This window comes from Xanthomonas sp. CFBP 8152, assembly GCF_014199025.1.
Classification (GTDB): Bacteria; Pseudomonadota; Gammaproteobacteria; order Xanthomonadales; family Xanthomonadaceae; genus Xanthomonas; species Xanthomonas arboricola_B.
The window spans coordinates 188,575-212,998 of record NZ_JACHNO010000003.1 but is presented as its reverse complement, the minus strand read 5'-3'; the positions used below and the strand labels follow the sequence as shown (position 1 = coordinate 212,998).

At 66.5% G+C, this 24,424-nt stretch carries 17 protein-coding genes and 1 pseudogene; 14 read left to right on the top strand and 4 right to left on the bottom strand.

Features of this window, described 5'->3' with window-relative positions; genetic code table 11:
• Window positions 1-338 precede the first annotated feature (338 nt).
• The 6 genes from FHT09_RS12660 to rpmG all read left to right on the top strand — a co-directional run bounded on the left by FHT09_RS12660 (window position 339) and on the right by rpmG (window position 7,649).
• The gene (locus tag FHT09_RS12660) at window positions 339-722 is read left to right on the top strand and encodes a hypothetical protein (RefSeq protein ID WP_104607213.1); all 384 of its coding nucleotides are present in this window, start codon (window positions 339-341) and stop codon (window positions 720-722) included.
• A gap of 54 nt (window positions 723-776) precedes the next feature.
• Entirely contained in the window at window positions 777-2,048 is a 1,272-nt protein-coding gene (locus FHT09_RS12655; protein WP_104607214.1) for a TolC family protein, read from the top strand.
• Between the two features lie 209 nt (window positions 2,049-2,257).
• Window positions 2,258-3,520, top strand: a complete 1,263-nt coding sequence (locus tag FHT09_RS12650) for an efflux RND transporter periplasmic adaptor subunit (RefSeq protein ID WP_104607215.1) — start codon at window positions 2,258-2,260, stop codon at window positions 3,518-3,520.
• Between the two features lie 323 nt (window positions 3,521-3,843).
• The gene (locus FHT09_RS12645) at window positions 3,844-7,029 is read left to right on the top strand and encodes a CusA/CzcA family heavy metal efflux RND transporter (RefSeq protein WP_104607217.1); all 3,186 of its coding nucleotides are present in this window, start codon (window positions 3,844-3,846) and stop codon (window positions 7,027-7,029) included.
• A gap of 202 nt (window positions 7,030-7,231) precedes the next feature.
• A complete protein-coding gene (rpmB, locus tag FHT09_RS12640; protein ID WP_002809459.1) occupies window positions 7,232-7,468 on the top strand; it encodes a 50S ribosomal protein L28 in 237 nt (78 codons plus the stop codon).
• A 13-nt stretch (window positions 7,469-7,481) separates the two neighbouring features.
• A complete protein-coding gene (gene rpmG, locus FHT09_RS12635) occupies window positions 7,482-7,649 on the top strand; it encodes a 50S ribosomal protein L33 (protein WP_002809462.1) in 168 nt (55 codons plus the stop codon).
• Between the two features lie 605 nt (window positions 7,650-8,254).
• Here rpmG and FHT09_RS20100 read toward each other — a convergent pair.
• A pseudogene (locus FHT09_RS20100) lies at window positions 8,255-8,369 on the bottom strand (4-oxalomesaconate tautomerase); the annotation flags it as partial.
• A gap of 62 nt (window positions 8,370-8,431) precedes the next feature.
• Between FHT09_RS20100 and cls the strand changes: the two are divergent.
• From cls to FHT09_RS12605, 5 genes are all read left to right on the top strand, one after another.
• Window positions 8,432-9,850 carry a cardiolipin synthase gene (cls, locus tag FHT09_RS12625; RefSeq protein WP_104537620.1) on the top strand — a complete coding sequence of 473 codons (1,419 nt, stop codon included), beginning with the start codon at window positions 8,432-8,434 and terminating at the stop codon, window positions 9,848-9,850.
• Between the two features lie 241 nt (window positions 9,851-10,091).
• Complete coding sequence (locus FHT09_RS12620) at window positions 10,092-11,483, top strand: FAD-dependent oxidoreductase (protein WP_104607234.1); 1,392 nt, start codon at window positions 10,092-10,094, stop codon at window positions 11,481-11,483.
• Between the two features lie 134 nt (window positions 11,484-11,617).
• Window positions 11,618-13,804, top strand: a complete 2,187-nt coding sequence (uvrD, locus tag FHT09_RS12615; RefSeq protein WP_184416984.1) for a DNA helicase II — start codon at window positions 11,618-11,620, stop codon at window positions 13,802-13,804.
• A 288-nt stretch (window positions 13,805-14,092) separates the two neighbouring features.
• Window positions 14,093-14,683 (top strand): hypothetical protein, encoded by a 591-nt coding sequence (locus tag FHT09_RS12610; protein WP_104607605.1) that lies wholly within the window; start codon window positions 14,093-14,095, stop codon window positions 14,681-14,683.
• 357 nt (window positions 14,684-15,040) lie between these two features.
• Window positions 15,041-15,487: a universal stress protein gene (locus tag FHT09_RS12605; RefSeq protein ID WP_016902734.1), complete on the top strand. Its 447-nt coding sequence runs from the start codon at window positions 15,041-15,043 to the stop codon at window positions 15,485-15,487.
• Between the two features lie 150 nt (window positions 15,488-15,637).
• On the opposite strand, the gene tagK is transcribed toward FHT09_RS12605, so the two are convergent.
• On the bottom strand, window positions 15,638-16,288 hold the full coding sequence (gene tagK, locus FHT09_RS12600) for a transcriptional regulator TagK (protein WP_104607457.1): 651 nt from the start codon (window positions 16,286-16,288) through the stop codon (window positions 15,638-15,640).
• Between the two features lie 153 nt (window positions 16,289-16,441).
• Here tagK and ecfK point away from each other — a divergent pair, with 153 nt between their 5' ends.
• Both ecfK and FHT09_RS12590 read left to right on the top strand, forming a co-directional pair.
• Complete coding sequence (gene ecfK / locus FHT09_RS12595; RefSeq protein WP_104607460.1) at window positions 16,442-16,981, top strand: ECF-type sigma factor EcfK; 540 nt, start codon at window positions 16,442-16,444, stop codon at window positions 16,979-16,981.
• Window positions 16,960-19,488 (top strand): serine/threonine-protein kinase, encoded by a 2,529-nt coding sequence (locus tag FHT09_RS12590; protein WP_104607456.1) that lies wholly within the window; start codon window positions 16,960-16,962, stop codon window positions 19,486-19,488. The genes ecfK and FHT09_RS12590 overlap by 22 nt, the downstream gene beginning before the upstream one ends.
• Window positions 19,489-19,694: 206 nt before the next feature.
• On the opposite strand, the gene FHT09_RS12585 is transcribed toward FHT09_RS12590, so the two are convergent.
• Complete coding sequence (locus FHT09_RS12585; RefSeq protein WP_039515413.1) at window positions 19,695-19,976, bottom strand: DUF2782 domain-containing protein; 282 nt, start codon at window positions 19,974-19,976, stop codon at window positions 19,695-19,697.
• A gap of 77 nt (window positions 19,977-20,053) precedes the next feature.
• Here FHT09_RS12585 and polA point away from each other — a divergent pair, with 77 nt between their 5' ends.
• On the top strand, window positions 20,054-22,855 hold the full coding sequence (polA, locus tag FHT09_RS12580) for a DNA polymerase I (protein WP_104607455.1): 2,802 nt from the start codon (window positions 20,054-20,056) through the stop codon (window positions 22,853-22,855).
• A gap of 432 nt (window positions 22,856-23,287) precedes the next feature.
• Here the strand turns inward: polA and hemF are convergent, their stop codons facing one another.
• Complete coding sequence (gene hemF, locus FHT09_RS12575; protein WP_104607454.1) at window positions 23,288-24,187, bottom strand: oxygen-dependent coproporphyrinogen oxidase; 900 nt, start codon at window positions 24,185-24,187, stop codon at window positions 23,288-23,290.
• Window positions 24,188-24,424 lie beyond the last annotated feature (237 nt).

Genomic DNA, 24,424 nt, shown 5'->3' with positions numbered 1-24,424 from the left:
GCCGTGCATGCGATTGTGTAACTGCCCGGCCCCCGGATACGCATGCGCCGATGTTGCTGCGTCTCGCCCGCCTGTTGCGTCTGATGGCGCTGGCCAACGGTCCGCTCCACGTAGGAGCGGACCCGGCCGCGACGCCGTGCCGACCCTGGCGCGGCCGCGGCTTGGGTCATCCAGGTGGTCGCTGGCGACCGACGTTCCGCGCGCTGTGCGCGAGAAACCGGCATCTTGGCGTGATGCCATCGATCCGACCGGACGGCGTCGCGGCCAGGTCCGCTCCTACGATGCTGCGCGGCAGGCATGCGATTGTGTAACTGTCCCGGCGCCGATACGCTGCGCCCATGCTGCTGCGTCGCGCCCGCCTGTTGCACCCCTTGCTGCGGCTGATGGCGCTGGCGGTGCTGGCCATGGGCGTGCTGGTCGCACCGGTGGCCTGCGCGCTGGGCGATGTGCATGCGCTGGCGCACGACCGGATGCATCTGGATGACACCGCGCCGCACGGCCATGACGGCGCCGACGAAGGCGATGCCGGCGAGCGCGATGGGGCCGGTCTGATGCACGCCCTGATGCACAGCGGCTACTGCCACGGCCAGAATCCTGCCGTGGTGCCGGCGCTGGGCTGGCTGCCGTTGTCCACGTACCCGCAGGCCCAGCCCGTGGCCGTGTTCGCACACTACCGCTCGCAGCTGAGCGAGACCGGATTGCGTCCCCCGATCGCGGCCTGATGCATCGCCGGCAGCTGCCGGCCTGTCCATCGATCCCGATTCCGGAGACACCCCATGTGGTTGCGACTGACGGCACTTGCCGTCTTTGCGGTCGTGCCGTGCGCCATGGCGCAGGACGCACCGCCCAAACCCGTGCTGACCCTGGACGACGCCATCGCGCGCGTCGCCCGGCAGCACCCCGACCTGCGCCTGGCCGATGGCCAGCGCACGGTCCTCACCGCCGAAGCCGAGCGCGACGCGCTGCGTCCGCCGTTGCGCGTCGGTGCCGAACTGGAAAACGTATTCGGCAGCGGCTCGACCCGCGCGCTGGACCAGGCCGAGCTCACCGTCACCCTGGCCGGCGTGCTGGAGCGTGGCGGCAAGCTGGACGCGCGCCGCACCCTGGCCCAGGCACGCATCGACGCACTGGCCCCGCAGCGTGCGCTGGCGCGCCTGGACGTGCTGGCCGAAGTCGCGCGGCGCTATCTGGCCATTGGCATGGCCGCGCAGCGGCATGCGGTCGCGCTGGAAGCCCTGGCCCAGCGTCAACGCACCGTCGGTGCCGCGCGCCAGCGGCTGCAGGCCGGCGCATCGCCTGAATCGGTGCTGCTGACCGCACAGGCCCTGCAGGCGCGCGCGGAACTGGAGCGCGATCGCGCCCAGCAGGAACTGCTGGCCGCACGTCGCCAGCTGGCGGTGCTGTGGGGGCGGCGCACGCCGGACTTCGGCGATGTCACCGGCGACCCATTGCAGCTGCCGGCGGTTCCCGAGTTCGAGGTGCTGGCGCAGCTGCTCGATGCCACCCCCGAACTGGCGCGCTTGAACGGTGAGCAGCGCGTGCGCGAGGCACGGGTGCGGCTGGCACGTAGCCAGGCGCGCCCGGATCTGGACTGGCAGGTGGGCGTGCGCCGGCTCGAAGCCAACGATGCCACCGCACTGCTCGGCAGCGTCTCGCTGGCGTTGGGCAGCGCCGCGCGTGCGCAACCGGAGATCCGCGCCGCCGAAGCGGAGCTGTCGTTGCTGGACATCGAACGCCAATCGCAGGCATTGGTGCTCTACACCACGCTGGCCGACGCGCATGGCCGCTACCGCGCCGCGCAGCTGGAAGTGGCGCGCATGCGCAGCGATGTGCTGCCCGCACTTGCGCGTGCCGATGCCGCCGCCGAGCGCGCGTACCGCGCCGGTGCCACCAGTTATCTGGATTGGGCGCAGCTGCAGGCACAGCGCAACGATGCACGCCAGCAGCAATTGGCCGCCGCGTTGGAAGCGCAGACCGCATTGATCGAGATCCAACGTCTGACCGGGCAGCCGTTCGTGGCCGACAGCGCTACGCAGGTGGGGCCATGAGCGCTACCTCCGCTGCGCGTTTTCGCCCTGCCTGCCTGCGTCCGCCTGGATCTGTTGTGCCGGCATCGGTATCGACGCCTGCAACCGCGTCGGCATCCAGCAGTCGCCAAGCGCTGCTCGCGCCTAGCGCGCACCCAAGGCATCCGGCGCACATCTTCTTCGTTCGTTCGCCCGACGCACAGCGTCGGCGCCAGCCAGGATTTTCTTCGATGACACGTTTTCTGATCGCGCCGCTGTTGCTGGCGCTGCTGCTGGGCGGCTGCGGCCGCAACGGCGAACAATCGCAGGACCACGCAATGCCCGGCGCCGAAAGCGAAGCCGACGCACATGGCGAGGAAGCCGAAAAAGGCGCGCACGGCGGGCGCCTGCTCCGCCAGGACGGCGACAGCGTGGAGCTGGCGATTGCCGAAGACGGCACGCCGCCGACCTATCGCGCCTGGCTGTACCGCGACGGCAAGCCTTTGCCGCCCGGCGCCGGCAGTGTCGAAGTGCGCCTGACCCGGCTCGGTGGCATCAACGAAGTGCATCGGTTGCGCGCGCGCGACGATGGCAGCCTGTTGGCCGATAGCACGGTCGGCGAGCCGCATTCGTTCGATGTGGAGGTGCGCGCCACCGTGCAGGGCAAGTCGCATCGCTGGGCCTATCCCAGCTATGAAGGGCGCACCACCATCGCGGCGAAGATCGCGCAGGACGCCGGCATCCGGGTCGCGCCGGTCGGTGCCGGCAGCATCGCCGACCAGCACGAGGTGCAAGGTCTGCTGACGCCGGCAGAAGGTGCGCAGGCGCAGGCCGCCGCGCGCTTTCCCGGGCCGGTGTGCAGCCTGCGCGTCAACGTCGGCGACCAGGTGCGTGCCGGCCAGGTGCTGGCCACGGTGGAGAGCAATCTGAGCCTGACCACGTATTCGGTCAGCGCACCGATCAGCGGCACCGTGCTCGCCCGCAATGTCAGCCTGGGCAGCAACGCCAACGAAGGCCAGGCGTTGTTCGAGATTGCCGACCTGTCGCGCTTGTGGGTGGATCTGCACATCTTCGGCGCCGATGCCGGGCACATCACTGCCGGCGCACCGGTGACGGTGACCCGCATCAGCGATGGCGTGGTGGCGCAGACCACATTGGAGCGCGTGTTGCCGGGTACGGCCACCGCGAGTCAGAGCACGGTGGCGCGCGCGGTGTTGCGCAACAGCGATGGCCTGTGGCGGCCGGGTTCGGCGGTGAAGGCGCGGGTGACGGTGGCGCAGCAGCCGGCGGCGATGGTGGTGCCGGTGGGGGCCTTGCAGCAGTTTCGCGACTGGGAGGTGGTGTTCGTGCGGGTGGGGGATGTGTACGAGGTGCGGCCGGTGAAGTTGGGTGCGCGCGATGCACGGCAGGTGCAGGTGGTGTCGGGTTTGACGGCCGGGGATGCAGTGGTGGTAGAGCAGAGCTATCTGGTGAAGGCCGATATCGAGAAGTCGGGGGCGTCGCATGATCATTGATCGCTGCGCTTCCGGATTGTGTCTGCCTCGACCGCAAGCGCGTGCTTGCGAACAGCTCGTCCATTCTTCGGTGAAACCTTTTTTACGTCATCCACGCGCTCACGTCGCAGGCGATCACACACGCAACCGGGTGAGAATCTGCGCGGCGAAGATCGGATGCGCCGGGGGCGATCGCGATGTTGGCGGAGGTCGGGATCCCGGCTGCAGTGCCGCCGGCCGACGGCAGCCCGCTGCGATTGCACAGGCGTCGTGCGTGCGTACGCACGCACTGATCGGTGTGGCTGCGCACGCCGTTGCGCCGAGTGTGCGCGGAGGTGTGCGTCATGCTTACTAACATCATTCGGTTTGCGATCGCGCAGCGGTGGTTGATGCTGGCGTTGACGGCGGTGTTGATTGCGATCGGGGCGTGGAGTTTTTCGCGCCTGCCGATCGATGCCACCCCGGACATCACCAATGTGCAGGTGCAGGTCAACACGGCCGCGCCGGGGTACTCGCCGTTGGAGTCGGAGCAGCGGGTGACGTTTCCGCTGGAGACGGTGTTGGCGGGCTTGCCGGGGCTGGAATCCACACGCTCGTTGTCGCGCTACGGCTTGTCGCAGGTGACGGCGGTCTTTGCCGATGGCACGGACCTGTATTTTGCGCGGCAGCAGGTGGCCGAGCGGCTGCAGCAGGTCAAGTCGCAGCTGCCGGCCGAGTTGGAGCCGCAGCTGGGGCCGATCGCGACCGGGCTGGGCGAGATCTTCATGTACACGGTCGAAGCCAAACCGAATGCGCGCAAGCCCGATGGCAGTGCGTGGACGGCCACCGATCTGCGCACCCTGCAGGACTGGGTGGTGCGCCCGCAGTTGCGCACTGTGCCCGGCGTCACCGAGGTCAATACCATCGGCGGCTACGCGCGGCAGATCCACATCACCCCGGATCCGGCACGCCTGGTCGCCCTGGGTTTCACGCTGGACGATGTCGCGCGCGCGGTGGAGGCGAACAATCGCAACATCGGCGCCGGCTATATCGAACGCAACGGCCAGCAGTTCCTGGTGCGGGTGCCGGGGCAGGTGGACCACATCGCGCAGATCGGGGCGATCGTGCTGGATCGGCGCCAAGGCGTGCCGATCCGGGTGCGCGATGTGGCGCAGGTCGGCGAGGGGCGCGCGTTGCGCACCGGGGCGGCCACCCAGGACGGCACCGAAGTGGTGCTCGGCACGGTGTTCATGCTGGTTGGCGCCAATAGCCGCACCGTGGCGCAGGCCGCCGCGCAGCGGCTGGAAGTGGCCAATGCCAGCTTGCCGGCCGGCGTGCAGGCGGTGCCGGTCTACGACCGCACCGCGCTGGTGGACCGCACCATCGTCACCGTCGCCAAGAACCTGATCGAAGGCGCGTTGCTGGTGATCGTGGTGCTGTTCCTGCTGCTGGGCAATGTGCGCGCGGCCCTGATCACCGCGGCGGTGATCCCGCTGGCGATGTTGTTCACCCTCACCGGCATGCTGCGCGGTGGCGTGTCCGGCAACCTGATGAGTCTGGGTGCGCTGGATTTCGGCCTGATCGTCGATGGCGCGGTGATCATCGTGGAGAACTGCCTGCGCCGCTTCGGGCAGGCGCAATTGCGGCTGGGGCGGGTGCTCGAGCGCGACGAGCGTTTCGAACTGACCGCCGAAGCCACCGCAGAGGTGATCCGGCCCAGCCTGTTCGGCCTGGGCATCATCACGGCGGTGTATCTGCCGGTGTTCGCGCTCACCGGCATTGAAGGCAAGATGTTCCATCCGATGGCGATCACCGTGGTGCTGGCGCTGACCGGTGCGATGTTGCTGTCGCTCACTTTTGTCCCGGCGGCAATCGCCTTGTTGCTCGGCGGCAAGGTGGCTGAGCACGAGAACCGCGCGATGCGCTGGGCGCGCGGCGTGTATGCGCCCTTGCTGGATCGCGCGCTGCGTCACGGCCGTTGGGTCGGTCTCGGTGCGGTGGTGGCGGTGGCGCTGTGCGCGGTATTGGCCACGCGCCTGGGCAGCGAGTTCATCCCGAACCTGGACGAAGGCGACATCGCGCTGCACGCCCTGCGCATTCCCGGCACCAGCCTGGAACAGGCCATCACCATGCAATCCACGCTGGAAAAACGCATCAAGCAGTTTCCGGAGGTGGCGCATGTGTTCGGCAAGCTCGGCACTGCCGAAGTGGCGACCGATCCGATGCCGCCGTCGGTGGCCGATACGTTCTTGATCATGCATCCGCGCGCGCGGTGGCCGGACCCGCGCAAACCCAAGGCGCAGCTGGTAGCCGAGATCGAGGAAGCGGTGAAGCAGCTGCCCGGCAACAACTACGAGTTCACCCAACCGATCCAGATGCGCATGAACGAGCTGATTTCCGGCGTGCGTGCGGATGTGGCGATCAAGGTCTACGGCGATGACCTGGACACCCTGGTCACGCTGGGGCAACGCGTGCAGCAAGTCGCCAGCACGGTGCCGGGCGCGGCCGACGTGAGCCTGGAGCAGGCCACCGGCCTGCCGATGCTGGCGGTGGTGCCCGATCGCGTCGCACTGGCCGGGTACGGGCTCAATCCCGGCGCGGTGCAGGACACGGTGTCGGCCGCGGTGGGTGGGCAGGCGGCCGGGCAGTTGTTCGAAGGCGACCGCCGGTTCGACATCGTGGTGCGCCTGCCGGAAGGCCTGCGTCAGGACCCGACGGCGTTGGCCGATCTGCCGATCCCGCTGCGTGGCGATGGCGAGCGTGCCGATGTCGACGAGTCCAGCCGCGCGGCCGGCTGGCGGAGTGGCGAACCGACCACGGTGCCGCTGCGCGAGGTCGCAAAGGTACAAACCGTGCTCGGGCCCAACCAGATCAATCGCGAAGACGGCAAGCGCCGCATCGTGATCACCGCCAATGTGCGCGACCGCGACCTGGGCGGATTTGTGGCCGAGGTGCAGCAGCGCGTGCAGGCCGAGGTCGTGCTGCCCACCGGCTACTGGATCGGCTACGGCGGCACCTTCGAGCAACTGATCTCCGCCGGCCAGCGCCTGGCCTGGGTGGTGCCGGGCACCTTGTTGCTGATCTTCGCGCTGCTGTACTGGTCGTTCGGTTCGCTGCGCGATGCGCTGGTGGTGTTCAGCGGCGTGCCGCTGGCGCTGACCGGCGGCGTGGTGGCGCTGGCGCTGCGCGGCCTGGCGTTGTCGATCTCCGCGGGTGTCGGCTTTATTGCGCTGTCGGGGGTGGCGGTGCTCAACGGCCTGGTGATGATCGCCTTCGTGCGCAGCCTGCGGGCCGAGGGCATGTCGCTGGAGCAGGCCTTGCGCGAAGGCGCGCTGAGCCGCCTGCGCCCGGTGATGATGACCGCGCTGGTGGCCGCACTGGGCTTTGTGCCGATGGCCCTCAATGTCGGCGCCGGGGCCGAAGTGCAGCGCCCGCTGGCCACGGTGGTGATCGGCGGCATCGTCTCGTCCACCTTGCTGACCCTGCTGGTGCTGCCGGTGCTGTATCGCTGGCTGCACCGCGAGCGGGCGGGGCCTGCCAGTGCGGGCTAAGTGCTTGCGGCACATAGGAAAGCCGTGCATAATGCGCGGCTCGCTGTGCCCGGATCGCTCCGGATGGCGGCACCCAACGCGATGGGGTTGCCGGCTTGTTCCCAGCGTAAGTTCTTGATTCCCAACGTTGCGTGGCAGCTTGACGCTGTCGGGGCCGCCGCTCCCCAGGCTATGGGTGGCAATTCATTTATCGAGGTGCGTAATGTCCCGCGTATGCCAAGTGTCCGGCAAGCGTGTGCAGACGGGTAACAACGTCTCCCACGCAAACAACAGAACCCGTCGTCGCTTCCTGCCCAACCTGCACGAGCGTCGCTTCTGGGTCGCCAGCGAGAACCGTTGGGTGAAGCTCCGTGTCTCCGCGCATGCATTGCGCACCATCGACAAGAACGGGATTGATGCCGTTCTGAAAGAGCTGCGTGCGCGCGGCGAAAAGGTCTGAGGAGTAAGCAGTCATGGCAAAAGGCAAGCGTGACAAGATTCGTATGATTTCCTCGGCCGCTACCGGCCACTTCTACACCACGGACAAGAACAAGAAAAACACTCCGGGGAAGATGGAAATGATGAAATACGACCCGGTCGTGCGTAAGCACGTGATGTACAAGGAAGGCAAGATCAAGTAATCCACCGATTACCCGATCTGCATTCCAGCAAACACCCGCCGAAAGGCGGGTGTTTGCGTTTGGGGAGCGTTGCGGGGTTTGATCGCAACAATGGTCGGCGTGCACTCCCCTCTCCCTCGGGGAGAGGGGTTGGGGTGAGGGTACGGGGCAAAGCCACTCGCAGTGGTTGGAGCACCAGAGGCTTCGCACGTACCCTCAGCCGCCCCTGCGAGGCACCTTCACCCGATGGGAGAAGGGAGCGAGACCTCGTTTTTCCGATTGCACGCACCGTCAGTGGCTTGCAGTTCGAGGCGAAGCAGCCGGCGTTTCACTTCTGAAGGCGCGTGGCGACGCGTTTTACGTCGCAGGCGGTGACCGTTCTCCGAGGCGCCCCCTCATCCGCTCCTGCGGGACACCTTCTCCCGATGGGAGAAGGAAGCACAGCTGCAGCCGCGCGCGCAATTGCGTATCCAGGCGCGGATACGCCCGCTGCGCATTGCCTTCGAACACTTGGCCCTGGTCGGCGTCGGAAAGCGCCAATGCATCGAGGTAGCGCTTGGTGCTGTCGAAGTACTGGCCAGTTTGCGGGCCGATGCCGCGCACCGCACCGACTATCTCCGGGACAGGACCGCTACGCCATCCAGGGCGTCCACCCTGGTGCCGGTTGGCAGCAATGCGCCACACCAGGAGCCGGCGATGTCGGTAAACGCCAGCACTCGGTGCAGCGGTGCCGGGCATGCCGGACCCATTGCGTTCACGCACCGGGCCGTCAGAATCGGAGCCTTCTTGAGAACGGATCGCTGATGCTGCCTGACTGGTTGCAAGGGACCTGGCTGCTGGCGCTGGACTGGGTGATTCGCCTGGCCGCGCTGTTGTGGATTCCGGCCCGCACCACGCCGGGTGCGGCGCGCAGCTGGTTGCTGCTGATCGGCTTCGTGCCGGTGGTCGGCCTGCCGCTGTATCTGCTGTTCGGCCACCCATGGTTGTCGCGGGTGCGGGTGCAGCGCCAGGCCACCGCCTCACAGGTGATCCGCGAGCAGCAACTGCCCCTGCACGCCTTGCGCTGGACCCCGCAGGCGGACACCAGCAGCGCCGAGGTGGTGCCGCTGATCGAACGCCAGGGCGATTTCATGCCCACGCTGGGCAACGCGGTGGAACTGCTGGACGACTACACGCAGTCGCTGCAGGCCTTGATCGCCGCGATCGACACGGCGCAAAAACGCGTGCATCTGCTGTATTACCTGATGTTCGACGACGCGGTGGGCGATGCGGTGGTTGCCGCACTGCTGCGCGCCGGTGCGCGTGGCGTGCGCTGCCGCGTGCTGCTGGATGCGGTGGGCGCCAAGCGCGGTCTGCGCCACTATCGCAAACGGCTGCAGGCCGGTGGGGTGGACGTGCTGGCGGTGTTGCCCGGCGGCCTGCGCTGGCGCCGCAGCGGGCGCATGGATCTGCGCAACCATCGCAAGATTGCGGTGATCGACAATCAGGTGGGCTTTGTCGGCTCGCAGAATCTGGCCGAGGCCGGCTTCATCGACGGGGTGCCCAATCGCGAGCTGGTGGCGCGCGTGCGCGGGCCGGTGGTCAATCATCTGGAAGCGGTGTTCGCCAGCGACTGGTTCACCGAAACCGGACAGCGTCTGGACGTATGGCCGGATGCGTCGGTGTGCGAGGCCAACATCGCCACGCAGTTGCTGCCCAGCGGGCCGGCGTATCCGTTCGAAAACGCGCGCGATGCGATCAACGCGGTGATCCATCTGGCGCGGCGCAAGGTGGTGCTGGTGACGCCGTATTTCGTTCCCGACGAAGCCTTGCTCAGCGCGTTGCGCATTGCTGCGGTGTCGGGCGTGGATGTGCAGCTGATCCTGTCGGAGAGCAACAACCAGATCCTGGCGGCCTGGGCGCAGGAGGCGTATTTCGAAGAGCTGCTGCGCTGCGGGGTCAAGATCGCGCTGTATCGCCCGCACTTCCTGCATGCCAAGCACTTGAGCATGGATGAGGACATCGCGCTGGTCGGCTCGATCAACCTGGATATCCGCTCGTTCGCGCTCAACGCCGAGATCGGCATGCTCTGCTACGACCAGGGCGTGGTGCAGCGGCTGCGTGCGATCGAGCAGGATTATCTGGCCAATGCACGCCAGCTGGAGCTGGAGCAGTGGCGCACGCGCCCGGCCTGGCGCCGCAGCCGCGAAGGCATTGCGCGCCTGGCCGATGCGTTGATGTAGAAGTTACGTGTGTACCCGGTCCGTGCGGATGCAGTGCCCATGGGGCATGGGGTGATGCCTGCGGCGGCAGGTGTCGTGGTGATTAGGCGGCCTGCGCCGGCAAGCTCCCGCTGGGTGCGCGTGTGCCCGCGTTCGAACGGACGCGTCAGGCGACCGGCACGTCTGCGTGGCTATCCCGGCCATCGCGGCGGGCATGGCCGCTGTCATCGGTGCGGCGCGACGCATCGCCTACAATCGCCGGATGAATGAACTGCGTGATCCCGGCGATGCAGTGATCGCCATCGTTGGCGGTGGCGCATCCGGTGTGCTGGTGGCGCTGCAGCTGTTGCGTCAGGCCGTGGCGCCGGTGCAGATCGTGCTCATCGAGCCGCACGCGGTGCTGGGCGAGGGCGTGGCGTACTCCACCGCGCGGCCGGAACACCTGCTCAATGTGCCCGCCGCGCGGATGAGTGCGTTGGTGGAGGCGCCGCAGGATTTCGTCGATTACCTGCGTGCGCACGCCTGCTGCCCGGAGCTGGAGGACGCGCAGCTGCCGCAGCACTTCGTCGGGCGCAGGCACTACGCGCCCTACTTGCGCGATCGTCTGCAGGCCGCGCGGGCGCAGGGGCCGGCGACGCTCACCGTCCACAGCGCCCGCGTGCAGAGGTTGCAAACCGATGCCGATGGCGCGCTGTTGCAGCTTGACGATGGACAGACCGTGCAGGCCAACAGCGTGGTGCTGGCGGTAGGCAATGCGTTGCGGCCCTTGCCGCTGCGCGGGGCCACCGGCCTGTCGGCAGCGCAGCGAGTGGAAGCCTGGGATACCGACGCAATCGCCGCGTTGCCGCAGGACGCGGCGGTGTGCATCGTCGGCTCGGGACTGAGCATGGCCGACACGGTGGTGACGCTGGTCGCGCAGGCGCATCGCGGGGCGGTGCACGTGGTGTCGCGGCATGGGCTGCTGCCGTTGCCGCAGGCGCACTGCGTGGCGGCGGACTTCGATCCGCAGCCGTTGCTGGCGCTGTCGCTGCGTGCGCGGATGCGCAGCTTGCGGCAGCACGCGCGGGTTGCGGTGGCGCAGGGTCTGCCCTGGCAGAGCGTGATGGAGCGTCTGCGCCCGTTGAGTCAGGCCCTGTGGCAAACGCTGTCGGTTGCCGACCAACGCCGCTTCCTGCGCCACGTGGTGCGCTATTGGGATGTGCATCGTCACCGCATCGCCGCGCCGGTGCATGCGCAACTGCAGGCGATGCGCGCGCGCGGACAATTGCAGCTGCATCGCGCGCGGCTGGATGTGGCATTCCAGGCCGGCGCGTGCGTGCGGGTCAGTGCCGGCGCCAGTGCAGGGCATGCCTTGCAGCTGGATGTGCAGACGCTGGTCAACGCCACCGGCGTGGAAATGCGCGTGCAGGCAATGCGCAACCCGCTGCTGCAGCAGCTGCTGGGGCAGGGCATTGCGGTAGCCGGTCCGCATGGGATCGGGGTGGATACCGCTGCCGATGGCTGTCTGATCGATGCCGATGGGCATGCCAATCCGCGGTTGCGGGTGATCGGCAGCCTGCGGATCGGGTCGTTGTGGGAAAGCCTGGCAGTGCCGGAGTTGCGTGAGCAGGCGACGGCGATTGCGCGGGACCTGTTGGAATTGCCGGGGCGGTGAGGGGCGGTGTTCCCTTCTCCCGGCGGGAGAAGGCGGCGCGTCGCGGCGGATGAGGGTACGAGCGAAGCCCCGCATTCCCAACCGCTTCATCGCAATCTCAGCCGCAGCGACGCCACAACCGGTAAAATGCGGCGGTGGATGTCTCTCATTTGCTCGATCATTTAAACCCCGCCCAGCGCGAGGCCGTTTCCGCGCCGCCGGGGCACTACCTCGTGCTGGCCGGCGCCGGCTCCGGCAAGACGCGCGTGCTGATCCATCGCATCGCCTGGCTCAATGAAGTCCAGGGCGTGCCCAACCACGGCATCTTCGCGGTGACCTTCACCAACAAGGCCGCCGGCGAAATGCGCCACCGCACCGACCTGCAGCTGCGTAACGGCAGCCGCGGGATGTGGATCGGCACCTTCCACGGGCTGGCGCATCGGTTGTTGCGTCTGCACTGGCAGGATGCGCGGCTGCCGGAAGGCTTCCAGGTCATGGACAGCGACGACCAGCTGCGGCTGGTCAAGCGTGTGGTGCAGGCGCTGGAGCTGGACGAGGGCAAGTATCCGCCCAAGCAGATGAGCTGGTGGATCAACGAGCAGAAGGACGAAGGCCGTCGTCCGCAGCATATCCAGCCCGAGCCCAACGACGACTGGACCGAGGTGCGCCGGCAGGTCTACGCCGCCTACCAGGAGCGTTGCGACCGCTCCGGCCTGCTGGACTTCGCCGAGTTGCTGCTGCGCGCGCACGAACTGCTGCGCGACACCCCGGCCTTGCTGGCGCATTACCGTGCGCGCTTCCGCGAGATCCTGGTCGACGAGTTCCAGGACACCAATGCCATCCAGTACGCCTTCGTGCGCGTGCTGGCCGGCGAGACCGGCCACGTGTTCGTGGTCGGCGACGACGACCAGGCCATCTACGGCTGGCGCGGCGCCAAGGTCGAGAACGTGCAGCGCTTCCTGAAGGATTTCCCCGGCGCGCAGACCGTGCGGCTGGAGCAGAACTACCGCTCCAGCGCCAATATCCTGGGCGCAGCCAATGCGGTCATCGCGCACAACCCGGACCGGATCGGCAAGCAGCTGTGGACCGATTCCGGCGACGGCGATCCGATCGATCTGTATGCGGCCTACAACGAGGTCGACGAGGCGCGCTATGTGGTCGAGCGCGCGCGGCAGTGGGTGCGCGACGGCGGCAGTTACGGCGAAGTGGCGGTGCTGTATCGCAGCAACGCGCAGTCGCGCGCGCTGGAAGAAGCGCTGATTTCCGAGCAGCTGCCGTATCGCGTGTATGGCGGCATGCGCTTCTTCGAGCGTGCCGAAATCAAGGACGCGTTGGCGTATCTGCGCCTGCTCACCAACCGTAGCGACGATGCCGCGTTCGAGCGCGCAGTCAATACGCCGACGCGTGGCATCGGCGATCGCACGCTGGATGAAGTGCGTCGCCTGGCACGCGCCAATGCGTTGTCGCTATGGGAAGCGGCGATGCTGTTGACGCAGGAAAACACACTGGCCGCCCGCGCCCGCAATGCGCTGGCCGCGTTCCTGAGCCTGGTCGGCCAGCTGCATGCCGAAACCGGGCAGATGGAACTGGCCGAACGCATCGACCATGTGCTGATGCGCTCGGGCCTGCGCGAACATTGGGCCAAGGAAAGCCGCAGCGGGCTGGATTCGGAATCGCGTACCGAGAACCTGGACGAGCTGGTGTCGGTGGCCTCGCGCTTCACCCGCCCGGACGATGAAGACAGCCAGGGCATGACCGAGCTGGTCGCCTTCCTGGCCTACGCCTCGCTGGAGGCCGGCGAAGGCCAGGCGCAGGCCGGCGAAGAGGGCGTGCAGCTGATGACGCTGCATTCGGCCAAGGGCCTGGAATTTCCCATCGTGTTCCTGGTCGGCCTGGAAGATGGCCTGTTCCCGAGCGCACGCTCGCTGGAAGAAAGCGGCCGGCTGGAAGAAGAGCGCCGCCTGGCCTATGTGGGCATCACCCGCGCGCGCCAGAAGCTGGTGCTGTGCTACGCCGAATCGCGGCGCATCCACGGCCAGGACAACTACAACGTGCCCTCGCGTTTTCTGCGCGAGATTCCGCGCGAGTTGCTGCACGAGGTGCGCCCGAAAGTGCAGGTCTCACGCACTGCCTCGCTGGGCGCGGCCCGCGGCGGACCGGTGCATGGCGTGGTCGAAGCCGCACCGATCAAGCTCGGTGCCAATGTCGAACACCCCAAGTTCGGCGGCGGCGTGGTCGTGGACTACGAAGGCGCCGGCGCGCATGCGCGCGTGCAGGTGCAGTTCGACGACGTCGGCGCCAAGTGGCTGGTCATGGCGTATGCGAATTTGACGGTGATGTAAGCGTTTCTTCTATTACTGGGAGAAGCACCGTAGTAGCCGCCGCTAATTGGACGACGAGGCGTTTCCTTCTCCCAACGGGAGAAGGTGGCGCGCAGCGCCGGATGAGGGTACGTCGTGGCGATATAACGCCACACGCCTGTACAGACTTAGTCTTGCAGACAGGCAAAACGTTGCTTCTTATAATGCCTGGAACGCTGATCTCGCATGCAATGCAGTCGAGGAGATATCGATGCGCTCGGCGACGCTGGCAGTGGCGATGAGAAAATTTCGACAGCACGGAGCGAGGCAATGATGGTGGAAGCTACTATAAAAGCTTTTGTGGAAGCCTCGATTTCTGCGGAGGAATTTGAACGGAGTATTCAGTCCGATGCATCCTTTGAACGTCTTCTAAAGAATGAAGTGCGACTGCCTGCCTACATCCAGGAAGCTGATCTCTACACGCATCTGATCAGTCAAGACTACAGTCGGATCGGTTCTGTCTACAATGTTCAACAACTACTTTGCAGCTTCTTGAAGAAACACGAGATTGCGCATATTTGCAGTGAAAAATATGGCGAATTATTCGAGTTGACGCTGAAAGTTCAGCCTAAATGGCTTGATCTTCCAGCGTGGTACTTTTCCCGCGCTATCGATGGTGAAGGCGCTAGCAAGGGGAAGGCGCTGGTGGGGATGTTGAAGAAGAAGATCGCGCAGGATTTTCGCTTCTTGAAAGCTGCACCGAAGTGGTTGCAAAGTCCCGATTGGCCCTTTGTTGAAGGAAGACCGTTGGTGTTTGTAGGGCAGATCGACATTGGCAGTCTTCGTCACGACACGGCGCAGCTGTACATTTTCTATGATGAGCACACTGGAACATTCGTAACTTCCAGCCAATCCTGTTAAAGGCTGTTGGTCTGGGCAATATAGCGGTCAGCGAAAGCTTCAATATGATGCGCACACGTGCGACGCATCCGACACCCAAGGTGCGGTCGTAAACTGGACATCTGACTGTCCTTGCGGACGCGCCGTTGTGCGCTGCCCGATGCATCACCGCGTCATCCATGACACCCTGCGATCGAATCGGACGCAGAGGAACACACGAGCGGATGTGCATAAAATGAGGCCAGCAGGCGAGCTCTACAATCCTGCTTGAGTGCTACTGCAACCCAGCAGCAGAATTGATCCGCATCAAGGTCGACGTCGCTGCACCCTGTCAGGCTGCCATTACCGGCGATGCAGCCGGTCACTTCGGAGGTCACCATGTACAAACGTATCCTGATCGCCATTGATGCATCCGAGCTGTCGCATCGTGGTTTGTTTCAGGGCCTCGAGCTGGCCAAGGCGACGGGCGCGAAAGTGGATATCGTCACCGTGTCCGAGCCGTGGGCGATGGGCATGTACGACGCGATGGGCTGGAGCGTGGGCTACGAGGCAAGTCCGGAGTACCGCAAGGAGCGGGAAGCTGCCGCAGAAAAGATCCTGCGCCCGGCGCTGGAACTGGCGGCCGCAGCCAACATCAAGGCCACGTCGCGTCACGTGCTGGACCGCTTCGCCGCCGAAGGCATCGTGCAGACCGCCAAGGAGTGCAACAGCGACCTGATCATCATGACCTCGCACGGCCGCCGTGGCATGCGCCGCATGCTGCTCGGCAGCCAGACGGTGGAGGTGCTCACGCATAGCTCGATTCCGGTGCTGGTGATCCGCTGATCGTCGGATGTTCTGCTGCGCAACGACACGCTCGGTACATCCCACGCTCAAGTCGCGCGCTCTGTCGTAGGAGCGCGCCCGAGCGCGCCGAGGCATTACCGGTAACGCCTCTTCGCGCAGGCACGCTCCTACGCCGATTGAGGGGCGTTTCTACACTGGCTCGGGCTGAGCGGCAACGCGGCCGGTCGGCCGCGCAACACGCCGTAACGCGTCGGTACGCAGGGGTGCGAGGTGCATCAGCGGCATGCCCGCACGCACCGGCATGTCATCCCGGTGCGTGTGCTGGCTCAGCTCGCGCATGAAACGCCACACCGGCATGTAGTGCCCGCGGCGTGGCGCATGTGGCGGCGGCGCGGCGCGGCACTGGCGGCGCCACTGCATCGGCGGCATGCCGAAACGCTGCTGGAAACAGCGTTGAAACTGCCGCTCCGATGCAAAGCCCATTTCATACAGCAACCAGGTCAGGCTGCACTCCGGGTAGGCCTGCAGATAACGGTACGCGGTGTACAGGCGCTGCGCGCGGATATGGCTGGCCACGCCCCCGCGCGACTGGAACAGCCGGTATAGCGACGCACGCGACAGCCCGAACGCCTGCTGCAGGGACTCGGTACCGAGCTCGGCCTCACCGATGTGCTGCTCGATGTAGGCCAGCAGATCGACCATCAGCGGCGCAGGTGCCACCCCCGATGCCGATGCCTGCGGGACGATGGCGCTGTAATCGCTGGTGTTGCTCATGCGGGTGCTGCCTGCGGCCCACTCCCCGGGGCCTGTCACCTGATCAACCGAGAAAAGCTGCGCCAACCCATCATCGTCTTTCGTGAACCCGGCGCTGCGTCACGCATTAGCGCGATCGACCGCGATCCAGGCCAACCGGCCGGCCCTGTCCTCGATGCGCCACCGCGCTCCGGTCGCCAATGCGGGATACTGCGCTTCCACGCAGGCGAGATGGACCGGATGTCCGAGCTGCCGATCACCGAGTTGTTGCAGGCCTGGCAGCGCGACATACCCGGCGCGAGCGACGCATTGGCGCGGCAGGTCTACGAGGTGCTGCGCGCCACCGCATTGCGCGAGCTGCAGCGCGATGCGCGTGCCGGCCTGCAGGCAACCGAACTGGTGCACGAGGCCTGGATGCGGCTGGAGCAAGGCCAGCAGGGGTTTCGCTCGCGCGCGCATTTCTATGCAGTGGCGGCACTGCAGATGCGTCATCTGCTGGTGGATCTGGCGCGGCAGCAGGCCAGTGCCAAGCGGCTTGGGCAGGCAGTGACCTTGACGATCAGCTTGTCCGACGGTGCGCCACGGCCGGAGGCCTTGATGGTGGTCGCCGATGCCTTCGACAAGCTGGCGCGGGTGGACGAGCGCAAGGCCAAGGCCTTCGCGCTGACCGAGCTGGTGGGTTTCAGCGTGGCCGAGGCGGCCGAGCAACTGGAGGTGTCGGTGCCGACGCTGGAGCGCGACCTGCGTTTCGCGCGCGTGTGGCTGGCGGCGCAGCTGTGAGCAGTGCCGCCACCTCCTGGCAGCGGCTGGAGGCCTTGTTCCATCATGCGTGCCTGCTGCCGGTGGAGGCGCGCCAGGCATTCGCGCGTGCGCAGGCCGGCGACGATGCGGTCCTGCGCGATGAGTTGCTGGCGATGCTGGCGGTGGAAGCGCAGGCCACCCTGCGCGTGCGTGCGCCGCTGCAACAGGCCGCCGCGGCACTGCGCGCGCCGCTGCCGGAACTGCCTGCCGGCACGCGCTTCGGTGCATGGGCGATCGACCGCCTGATCGGCGCCGGCGGCATGGGCCAGGTCTATCTGGGCCATCGCGCCGACGGTGCCTACGAGCGCGAGGTGGCGATCAAGCTGGTGGCCGCCGAAGCCCTGGATGCGCAGGGCCGCGCCTTGTTCGAATTCGAATGCCGGCTGCTGGCGCAGATGGTGCACCCGGCGATCGCGCAGATTCACGACGTCGGCACCGACGCGCACGGCCGTCCGTATCTGGTGATGGAGTATCTGCGCGGCGAGCCGATCACCCGGTGGTGCGATGCGCACCAGCTGTCGCTGCAGGCGCGCGTGCTGCTGATGCTGCGGGTGGGCGAGGCGGTGCAGCACGCGCATCAGAAAGGCGTGATCCATCGCGATCTCAAACCGAGCAACGTGCTGGTCAGCGCGGTCGACGGGCGACCGATGCCGGGCGTGATCGATTTCGGCATCGCCATCGATGTGTCCAACCCCGGCATGACCTCGGCGCATGGTCGCGGCACGCCCGGCTACATGAGCCCGGAGCAGGCGCGCGGCGCGCCAGAGGTGGACGCACGCAGCGATATCTATGCGCTGGGTGCGATGTTCTACGAACTGAGTTGCGGGCTGGCCCCGGTGGCAGACCGCGACGGCGTGCCGCAGCCGCCATCGCAGCGGGTGGCGGCAGTGCCGGCCGATGCGCGCGCGCGGATCTGCGCGGCGCGTGCGACCACCCACGGCAAGCTGCAGGATCGGCTGCGCGATGGCCTGGATGCGATCGTGTTGCGCGCGTTGGCGCTGGAACCGGGCGCGCGCTACGCGTCGGTGTCGGCCTTGCTGGACGATCTGCACCGTTGGCTGGATGGTTATCCGCCACGCGCATTGCAGGCCGGCGGCTGGTTGCGGCTGCGCAAGTTCACCCAGCGCCATCGCAGTGGCGTGCTGGCCGGTGGGCTGGCATCGATTGCGCTGATCGGCGGTCTGGGCGTCACGTTGTGGTCGCAGCAGCAGGCCGCACGCGATGCGCAACGCGCGCAGGTCACCGGCGATTTCATGAGCTCGGTGCTGTCCAGCGTGGACCCGGGCATTGCGCAGGGTCTGGACAAGACGCTGATGCTGCGCGTGCTGCAGCAGGCCTCGCAGCGCGCCGCGCGTGAGTTGGCCGATCAGCCGGACGCGCGCACGCAAGTGGAGCTGACCCTGGGCCGCACACTGATCGCGCTGGGCGATTACCCGCAGGCGATGCCGCATTTGCGTACCGCCCAGGCATTGGCGCAGCAGCACACCGGCGCGGCCAGCGTGCCGGCCCTGGAAGCGGCCTGCATGCTCGGCCAGGCGCTCGCCGGCGCCGGCAAGGCGAACGAAGCCGAACAGGCGCTACGCCAAGGCATGGCGCAGGCGGCACGCGGCAACGCAGAACAGCAGGCGCTGGGCAACGAGATGCGTGCGCGGCTGGCGTGGGCGTTGCGCGACCAGGGCCGCATGGCCGATGCCATGGCAGAGAGCCGGCACGCCTATGTCGCCGCGCTGGCCAACGCCGCCACCACTGCGGATCAACGCATCGATGCCGGCAATGTCCATGCCGGCATCCTGGCCGAGGTCGGCCAGCTAGTGCCGGCGATTGCCCTGCAGCGCAGCCTGCTGCGCGAGCGCATCGCCATGCGCGGGCCGGAGCACCCCCTGGTACTGTCGATGCGCAACAGCCTGGCGGTGTTCTTGCTGATGCAGCGCGATTTTGCCGCTGCCGAAACCGAACTGGCCTCGCTGCTGCGCCTGACCCGCAGGCTCTACGGCGACAACGCCGCCGACACCTTGATGGTGGAAAGCAACCTGGCCCACGCATTGCGACAGCAGGGCAAGCTGGCAGAAGCCGGCCCGCATTACCGCGCAACACTGGAGCGTGCGAGCGCCCTGTTTGGCGACGATGCGCCGGCCACCATCACCTATCGCAGCAACCATGCGTTCTGGCTATTGGACGAGGGCCAGCTGGATGCCTCGCTGGCCGAACAGCGCGCTGCGCTTGCGACATCCCTCCGTGTGTTGGGCCGTGCGCATCCACAAACCGCCGAGATCCTGCGCGGCCTGTCCGAAGCCGAGCGCAGGCTCGGCCAGATGGCCGCCGCGCGCGATCACGCCGAGCAGGCGCTGCAGATTCTGACCGGCATCTACGGCGATGCCGAACAACCCTTGCATGCCGTACGCCAGACCTTGGCGCTGGTCGCACCGGCCAAGGCGCTTCCCGCGACTTCCAGCGTAGAAACCACCACCTCGGTCGCACAACGCTGAGATCAAGCGTCGGGCCGGCCAAGTGCCGCCGGCCGACAGCTGCCGCAGGGCGACAGCACAGGCAATCCCTGTCGCCATGCGGCGGCGTAGCGAAACCGGCCGGCCATCTCGCCCGGCATTAACCACACAAGGCGGACGTCACCGCAACCAGCGCCCCAAGACCCGCCAGGCTCACGCTCTACGAATCCCGAATCCCGAATCCCGAATCACCAGCTATACAGCTTCCAATACACCTTGTTGACCTTGTCCTTCTCCGCATCGGTATGCCCGTCGTGATCGCGGTCGTACAGGAAGTACGGGGCACCGCGGGCAGGCGTTACCCGCACCATTTCCAGCTGTCCATTGACGCGGTACTCGTCGACCTTGTCGCCGTTGCCCATGGTCTTGCTGGTGACATCCGCACCGGCCGGCACGTCGCCGACCGCACCGCTGGTGGCGCAGCCGCCGAGCAGCAGCAACGGCAGCAGCAAAAGACTCGCTCTCTTCATTGTCGTCATCCGTTCTAGGTCGTCGGCAAGTATGCGCTGGCACGGTGTGGCGTGAGTGTGCAGCGTAGAATTGGCGCATGAGCAGATTAGTCCTGATCGACGGGTCCAGTTACCTGTACCGCGCGTTCCACGCGCTTCCGCCGCTGACCAATGCCCAGGGCGAGCCTACCGGGGCCTTGTTCGGCGTGGTCAACATGCTGCGCGCCACCTTGAAGGAACGCCCGGCCTATGTCGCGTTCGTGGTGGATGCGCCAGGCAAGACCTTCCGCGACGACCTGTATGCCGACTACAAGGCCAATCGCCCGTCGATGCCCGACGACCTGCGCGCGCAGGTGCAGCCGATGTGCGACATCGTGCATGCGCTGGGCATCGACATTCTGCGCATCGATGGCGTGGAGGCCGACGATGTGATCGGCACGCTGGCCCTGCAGGCGGCCGCCGATGGCCTGAGCGTGACCATCTCCACCGGCGACAAGGACTTTGCCCAGCTGGTGCGCCCGGGCATCGAACTGGTCAACACCATGAGCGGCAGCCGCATGGATTCGGACGAGGCGGTGATCGCCAAGTTCGGCGTGCGCCCCGACCAGATCGTCGACCTGCTGGCGCTGATGGGCGACACCGTGGACAACGTGCCCGGCGTGGAGAAGTGCGGCCCCAAGACCGCCGCCAAATGGCTGGCCGAATACGACTCGCTCGATGGCGTGATCGCCAACGCCGACCGGATCAAGGGCAAGATCGGCGACAACCTGCGCGCCGCATTGCCACGGCTGCCGCTCAACCGCGAACTGGTCACCATCAAGACCGACGTGACCCTGGCCAGCGGCCCGCGCGCGCTGGACCTGCGCGAGCCCAACGCCGAAACGCTGGCGGTGCTGTACGCGCGCTACGGCTTCACCCAGGCGCTGCGCGAACTTGGCGGTGCCGTCGCCCAGGCCGGCCTGCCGACCGAGCCGGTGGCACTCGACGCTGCCGCAGCCAGCGCCCGCACCGAACCCGGCCGCGCGCGCGGCACCGGCTTTGTGTCCGGCCCGGTCAGTGTCCCGGTGGAAGTGGACCCCGCGCTGTCGGCGCCCGGCCAGTACGACACCATCCTGACCCAGGAACAGCTCGACAGCTGGATCGCACGCCTGCGCGCCGCCGGCAAGTTCGCCTTCGATACCGAAACCGACAGCCTGGATCCGCTGCAGGCCGACCTGATCGGCCTCAGCGTGGCGGCCGAGCCCGGCCAGGCGGCGTATCTGCCGTTCGGCCACAACTTCCCCGGCGCCCCGGCCCAGCTCGACCGTGCCCAGGCGCTGGCGCAACTGGCGCCGCTGCTCACCGACCCTGCGGTGCGCAAGCTCGGCCAGCACGGCAAGTACGACCTGCATGTGATGCGCCGGCACGGCATCGCCTTGGCCGGCTACAGCGACGACACCCTGCTGGAGAGCTTCGTGCTCAATTCCGGCAGCGCCCGCCACGACATGGACAGCCTGGCCAAGCGCTACCTGGGCTACGACACGGTCAAGTACGAAGACGTCTGCGGCAAGGGCGCCAAGCAGATCCCGTTTGCCCAGATCAGCCTGGAAGACGCCACCCGCTACGCCGCCGAAGATGCCGACATCACCCTGCGCCTGCACCAGGTGCTAAGCCCCAGGCTGGCCGCCGAGCCGGGCCTGGAGCAGGTCTACCGCGACATCGAGATGCCGCTGGTGGAAGTGCTGGCACGCATCGAAGCCAACGGCGTGTGCGTGGACGCGACCGAACTGCGCCGCCAGAGCGCGGACCTGTCCAAGCGCATGCTTGCCGCCCAGCAGAAAGCCACCGAGCTGGCCGGGCGTACTTTCAACCTGGATTCGCCCAAGCAGCTGCAGGCGCTGCTGTTCGACGAGCTCAAGCTCCCCGCCGTGGTCAAGACGCCCAAGGGCCAGCCCTCGACCAACGAGGAGGCACTGGAAGCCATTGCCGACCAGCACGAGCTGCCGCGTGTGATCCTGGAGTACCGCGGTCTGACCAAGCTGCGCAGCACCTACACCGACAAGCTGCCGGAGATGATCCACCCGCAGTCCGGACGCGTGCACACCAGCTACCACCAGGCCGGCGCCGCCACCGGGCGGCTGTCCTCGTCCGATCCCAACCTGCAGAACATCCCGATCCGCACTGAAGACGGTCGCCGCATCCGCCGCGCCTTCGTCGCCCCGGCCGGACGCAAGCTGGTCGCCTGCGACTATTCGCAGATCGAGCTGCGCATCATGGCGCACCTGTCCGGCGACCCCGGCCTGGTCGGCGCGTTCGAGTCCGGCGCCGACGTACACCGCGCCACCGCCGCCGAGGTGTTCGGCCGCACCATCGACACCGTCAGCGCTGACGAGCGCCGCGCCGCCAAGGCAATCAACTTCGGACTGATGTACGGCATGAGCGCCTTCGGCCTGGCCCGCCAGCTGGGTATCGGCCGTGGCGAGGCGCAGGACTACATCGCGCTGTACTTCAGCCGTTACCCAGGCGTACGCGATTTCATGGAAACCACCCGCCAGCAGGCACGAGACAAGGGCTACGTGGAGACGGTGTTCGGCCGCCGGCTATATCTGGACTTCATCAATGCCGGCAGCCAAGGCCAGCGTGCCGGCGCCGAGCGCGCCGCCATCAACGCACCGATGCAGGGCACCGCGGCCGACATCATCAAACGCGCCATGGTCAGCGTGGACGGCTGGATCGCCGACCACGCCGAGCGGGCGCTGATGATCCTGCAGGTGCACGACGAACTGGTGTTCGAAGCCGAGACCGATTTCGTCGATACGCTGCTGAGCGAAGTGACCACGCGCATGTCGGCCGCTGCCGAATTACGCGTGCCCCTTGTGGTGGATTGCGGCGTTGGCGATAACTGGGACCAGGCGCACTGACGCAGCAGATCAGGCTGATATGCTGAATGTGCAGACCAGACATAATGCGCGTCGCGCATATGCTCATGGAATGAATAAGCGTTAAATTCTACATTTTTTTAACAGATATCTTCACGATCCATCAATGTAGAAAATGGTGTTATATCCCTCGACGGGCGCAACGCCTGTCGGCAGATCTCTCCCATCCCCTGGAGCAGATCTCGGAGCGGAAACTACTCCCCAAGTTTTCCGTTCCCTGGCCCCGCCGACCTCCCCCTGGTCTGCGGGGCTTTTTATTGTTCGGCCTACGGTTATTTTGCTACGCAACATAACCGGTTCATCGGATTGCACCATTCACTGCTAGCCTTGGCAATCACAAATTTAAATAGGCTGGATTTATTCAATTAATCAACACAGCGTCTCATCAACGCTATGTTTTCTATATTGACGGATTCAACCCAACCAGTCGCGCGGAACCAGATAGTCCATCAGCCGTGCCTCTGCGCTGCCCGGTTCCGGGGTGAAGCCATACTCCCAGCGCACCTGCGGGGGCAGGCTCATCAAGATACTTTCGGCCCGCCCGCCACTCTGCAGGCCGAACAGCGTGCCGCGGTCATACACCAGGTTGAACTCCACATAGCGGCCACGGCGATAGAGCTGGAACTCGCGCTCGCGTTCGCCATAGGGCGTGTCCTTGCGGCGCTCGACGATCGGCAGGTAGGCATCCAGGAAGCCATCGCCGACCGCGCGCTGGTAGGCGAAGTCGCGTTCGAAATCCTGACCCAGGTCGTCGAAGAACAGCCCGCCCACGCCACGCGTCTCGTTGCGGTGACGCAGGAAGAAATAATCGTCGCACCAGCGCTTGTGCGCTGCATAGCGCTCCTGGCCGAATGGCGCGCATAGCGCCTGCGCGGTGCGGTGCCAGTGCAGCACGTCCTCGTCGACCGGATAGAAGGGGGTCAGATCGAAGCCGCCACCGAACCAGGCCGCTACCACTTCGCCATCGCGCTCTGCGCGGAAGTAGCGCACATTGGCGTGCGTGGTGGGGACGTGCGGATTGTGTGGATGGAACACCAGCGACACGCCGCAGGCGCGCCATGTCGCCCCCGCCAGCTCGGGCCGATGTGCGCTGGCCGAAGGCGGCAGGCGCGAGCCGGACACATCTGAAAACCCGATGCCGGCCTGCTCGAACACCGCCCCATCGCGCAGGACGCGGGTGCGTCCCCCGCCGCCCTCCTCGCGCTGCCACAGGTCTTCGGCAAAACGCGCGCTGCCATCGATGGCTTCCACGGCAGTGCAGATACGGTCCTGCAGGCCGGTCAAATAATCCCGTACACGGTCGAATTCGTTCATGCCACGATTCTAAGCGCTGCATCGCACTTCATGCAGTCGGGCAAACGCGCCCATTTGTCGCAGGGCCAGGCGGTGCATCGTGTGGGCATAGGGTGCCTGACCAGTCAGGCTTTGCCGCGTAAGATCCCGCGACGGTGAGCGGACAAGGACCCGTCGCGCTGGTCGGCGCGCATGGTTTTCAACAAAAACAGCGGGCAACCGGGGCGGCGTCCTCGCCGCGGCCTCGACTCACCGAGC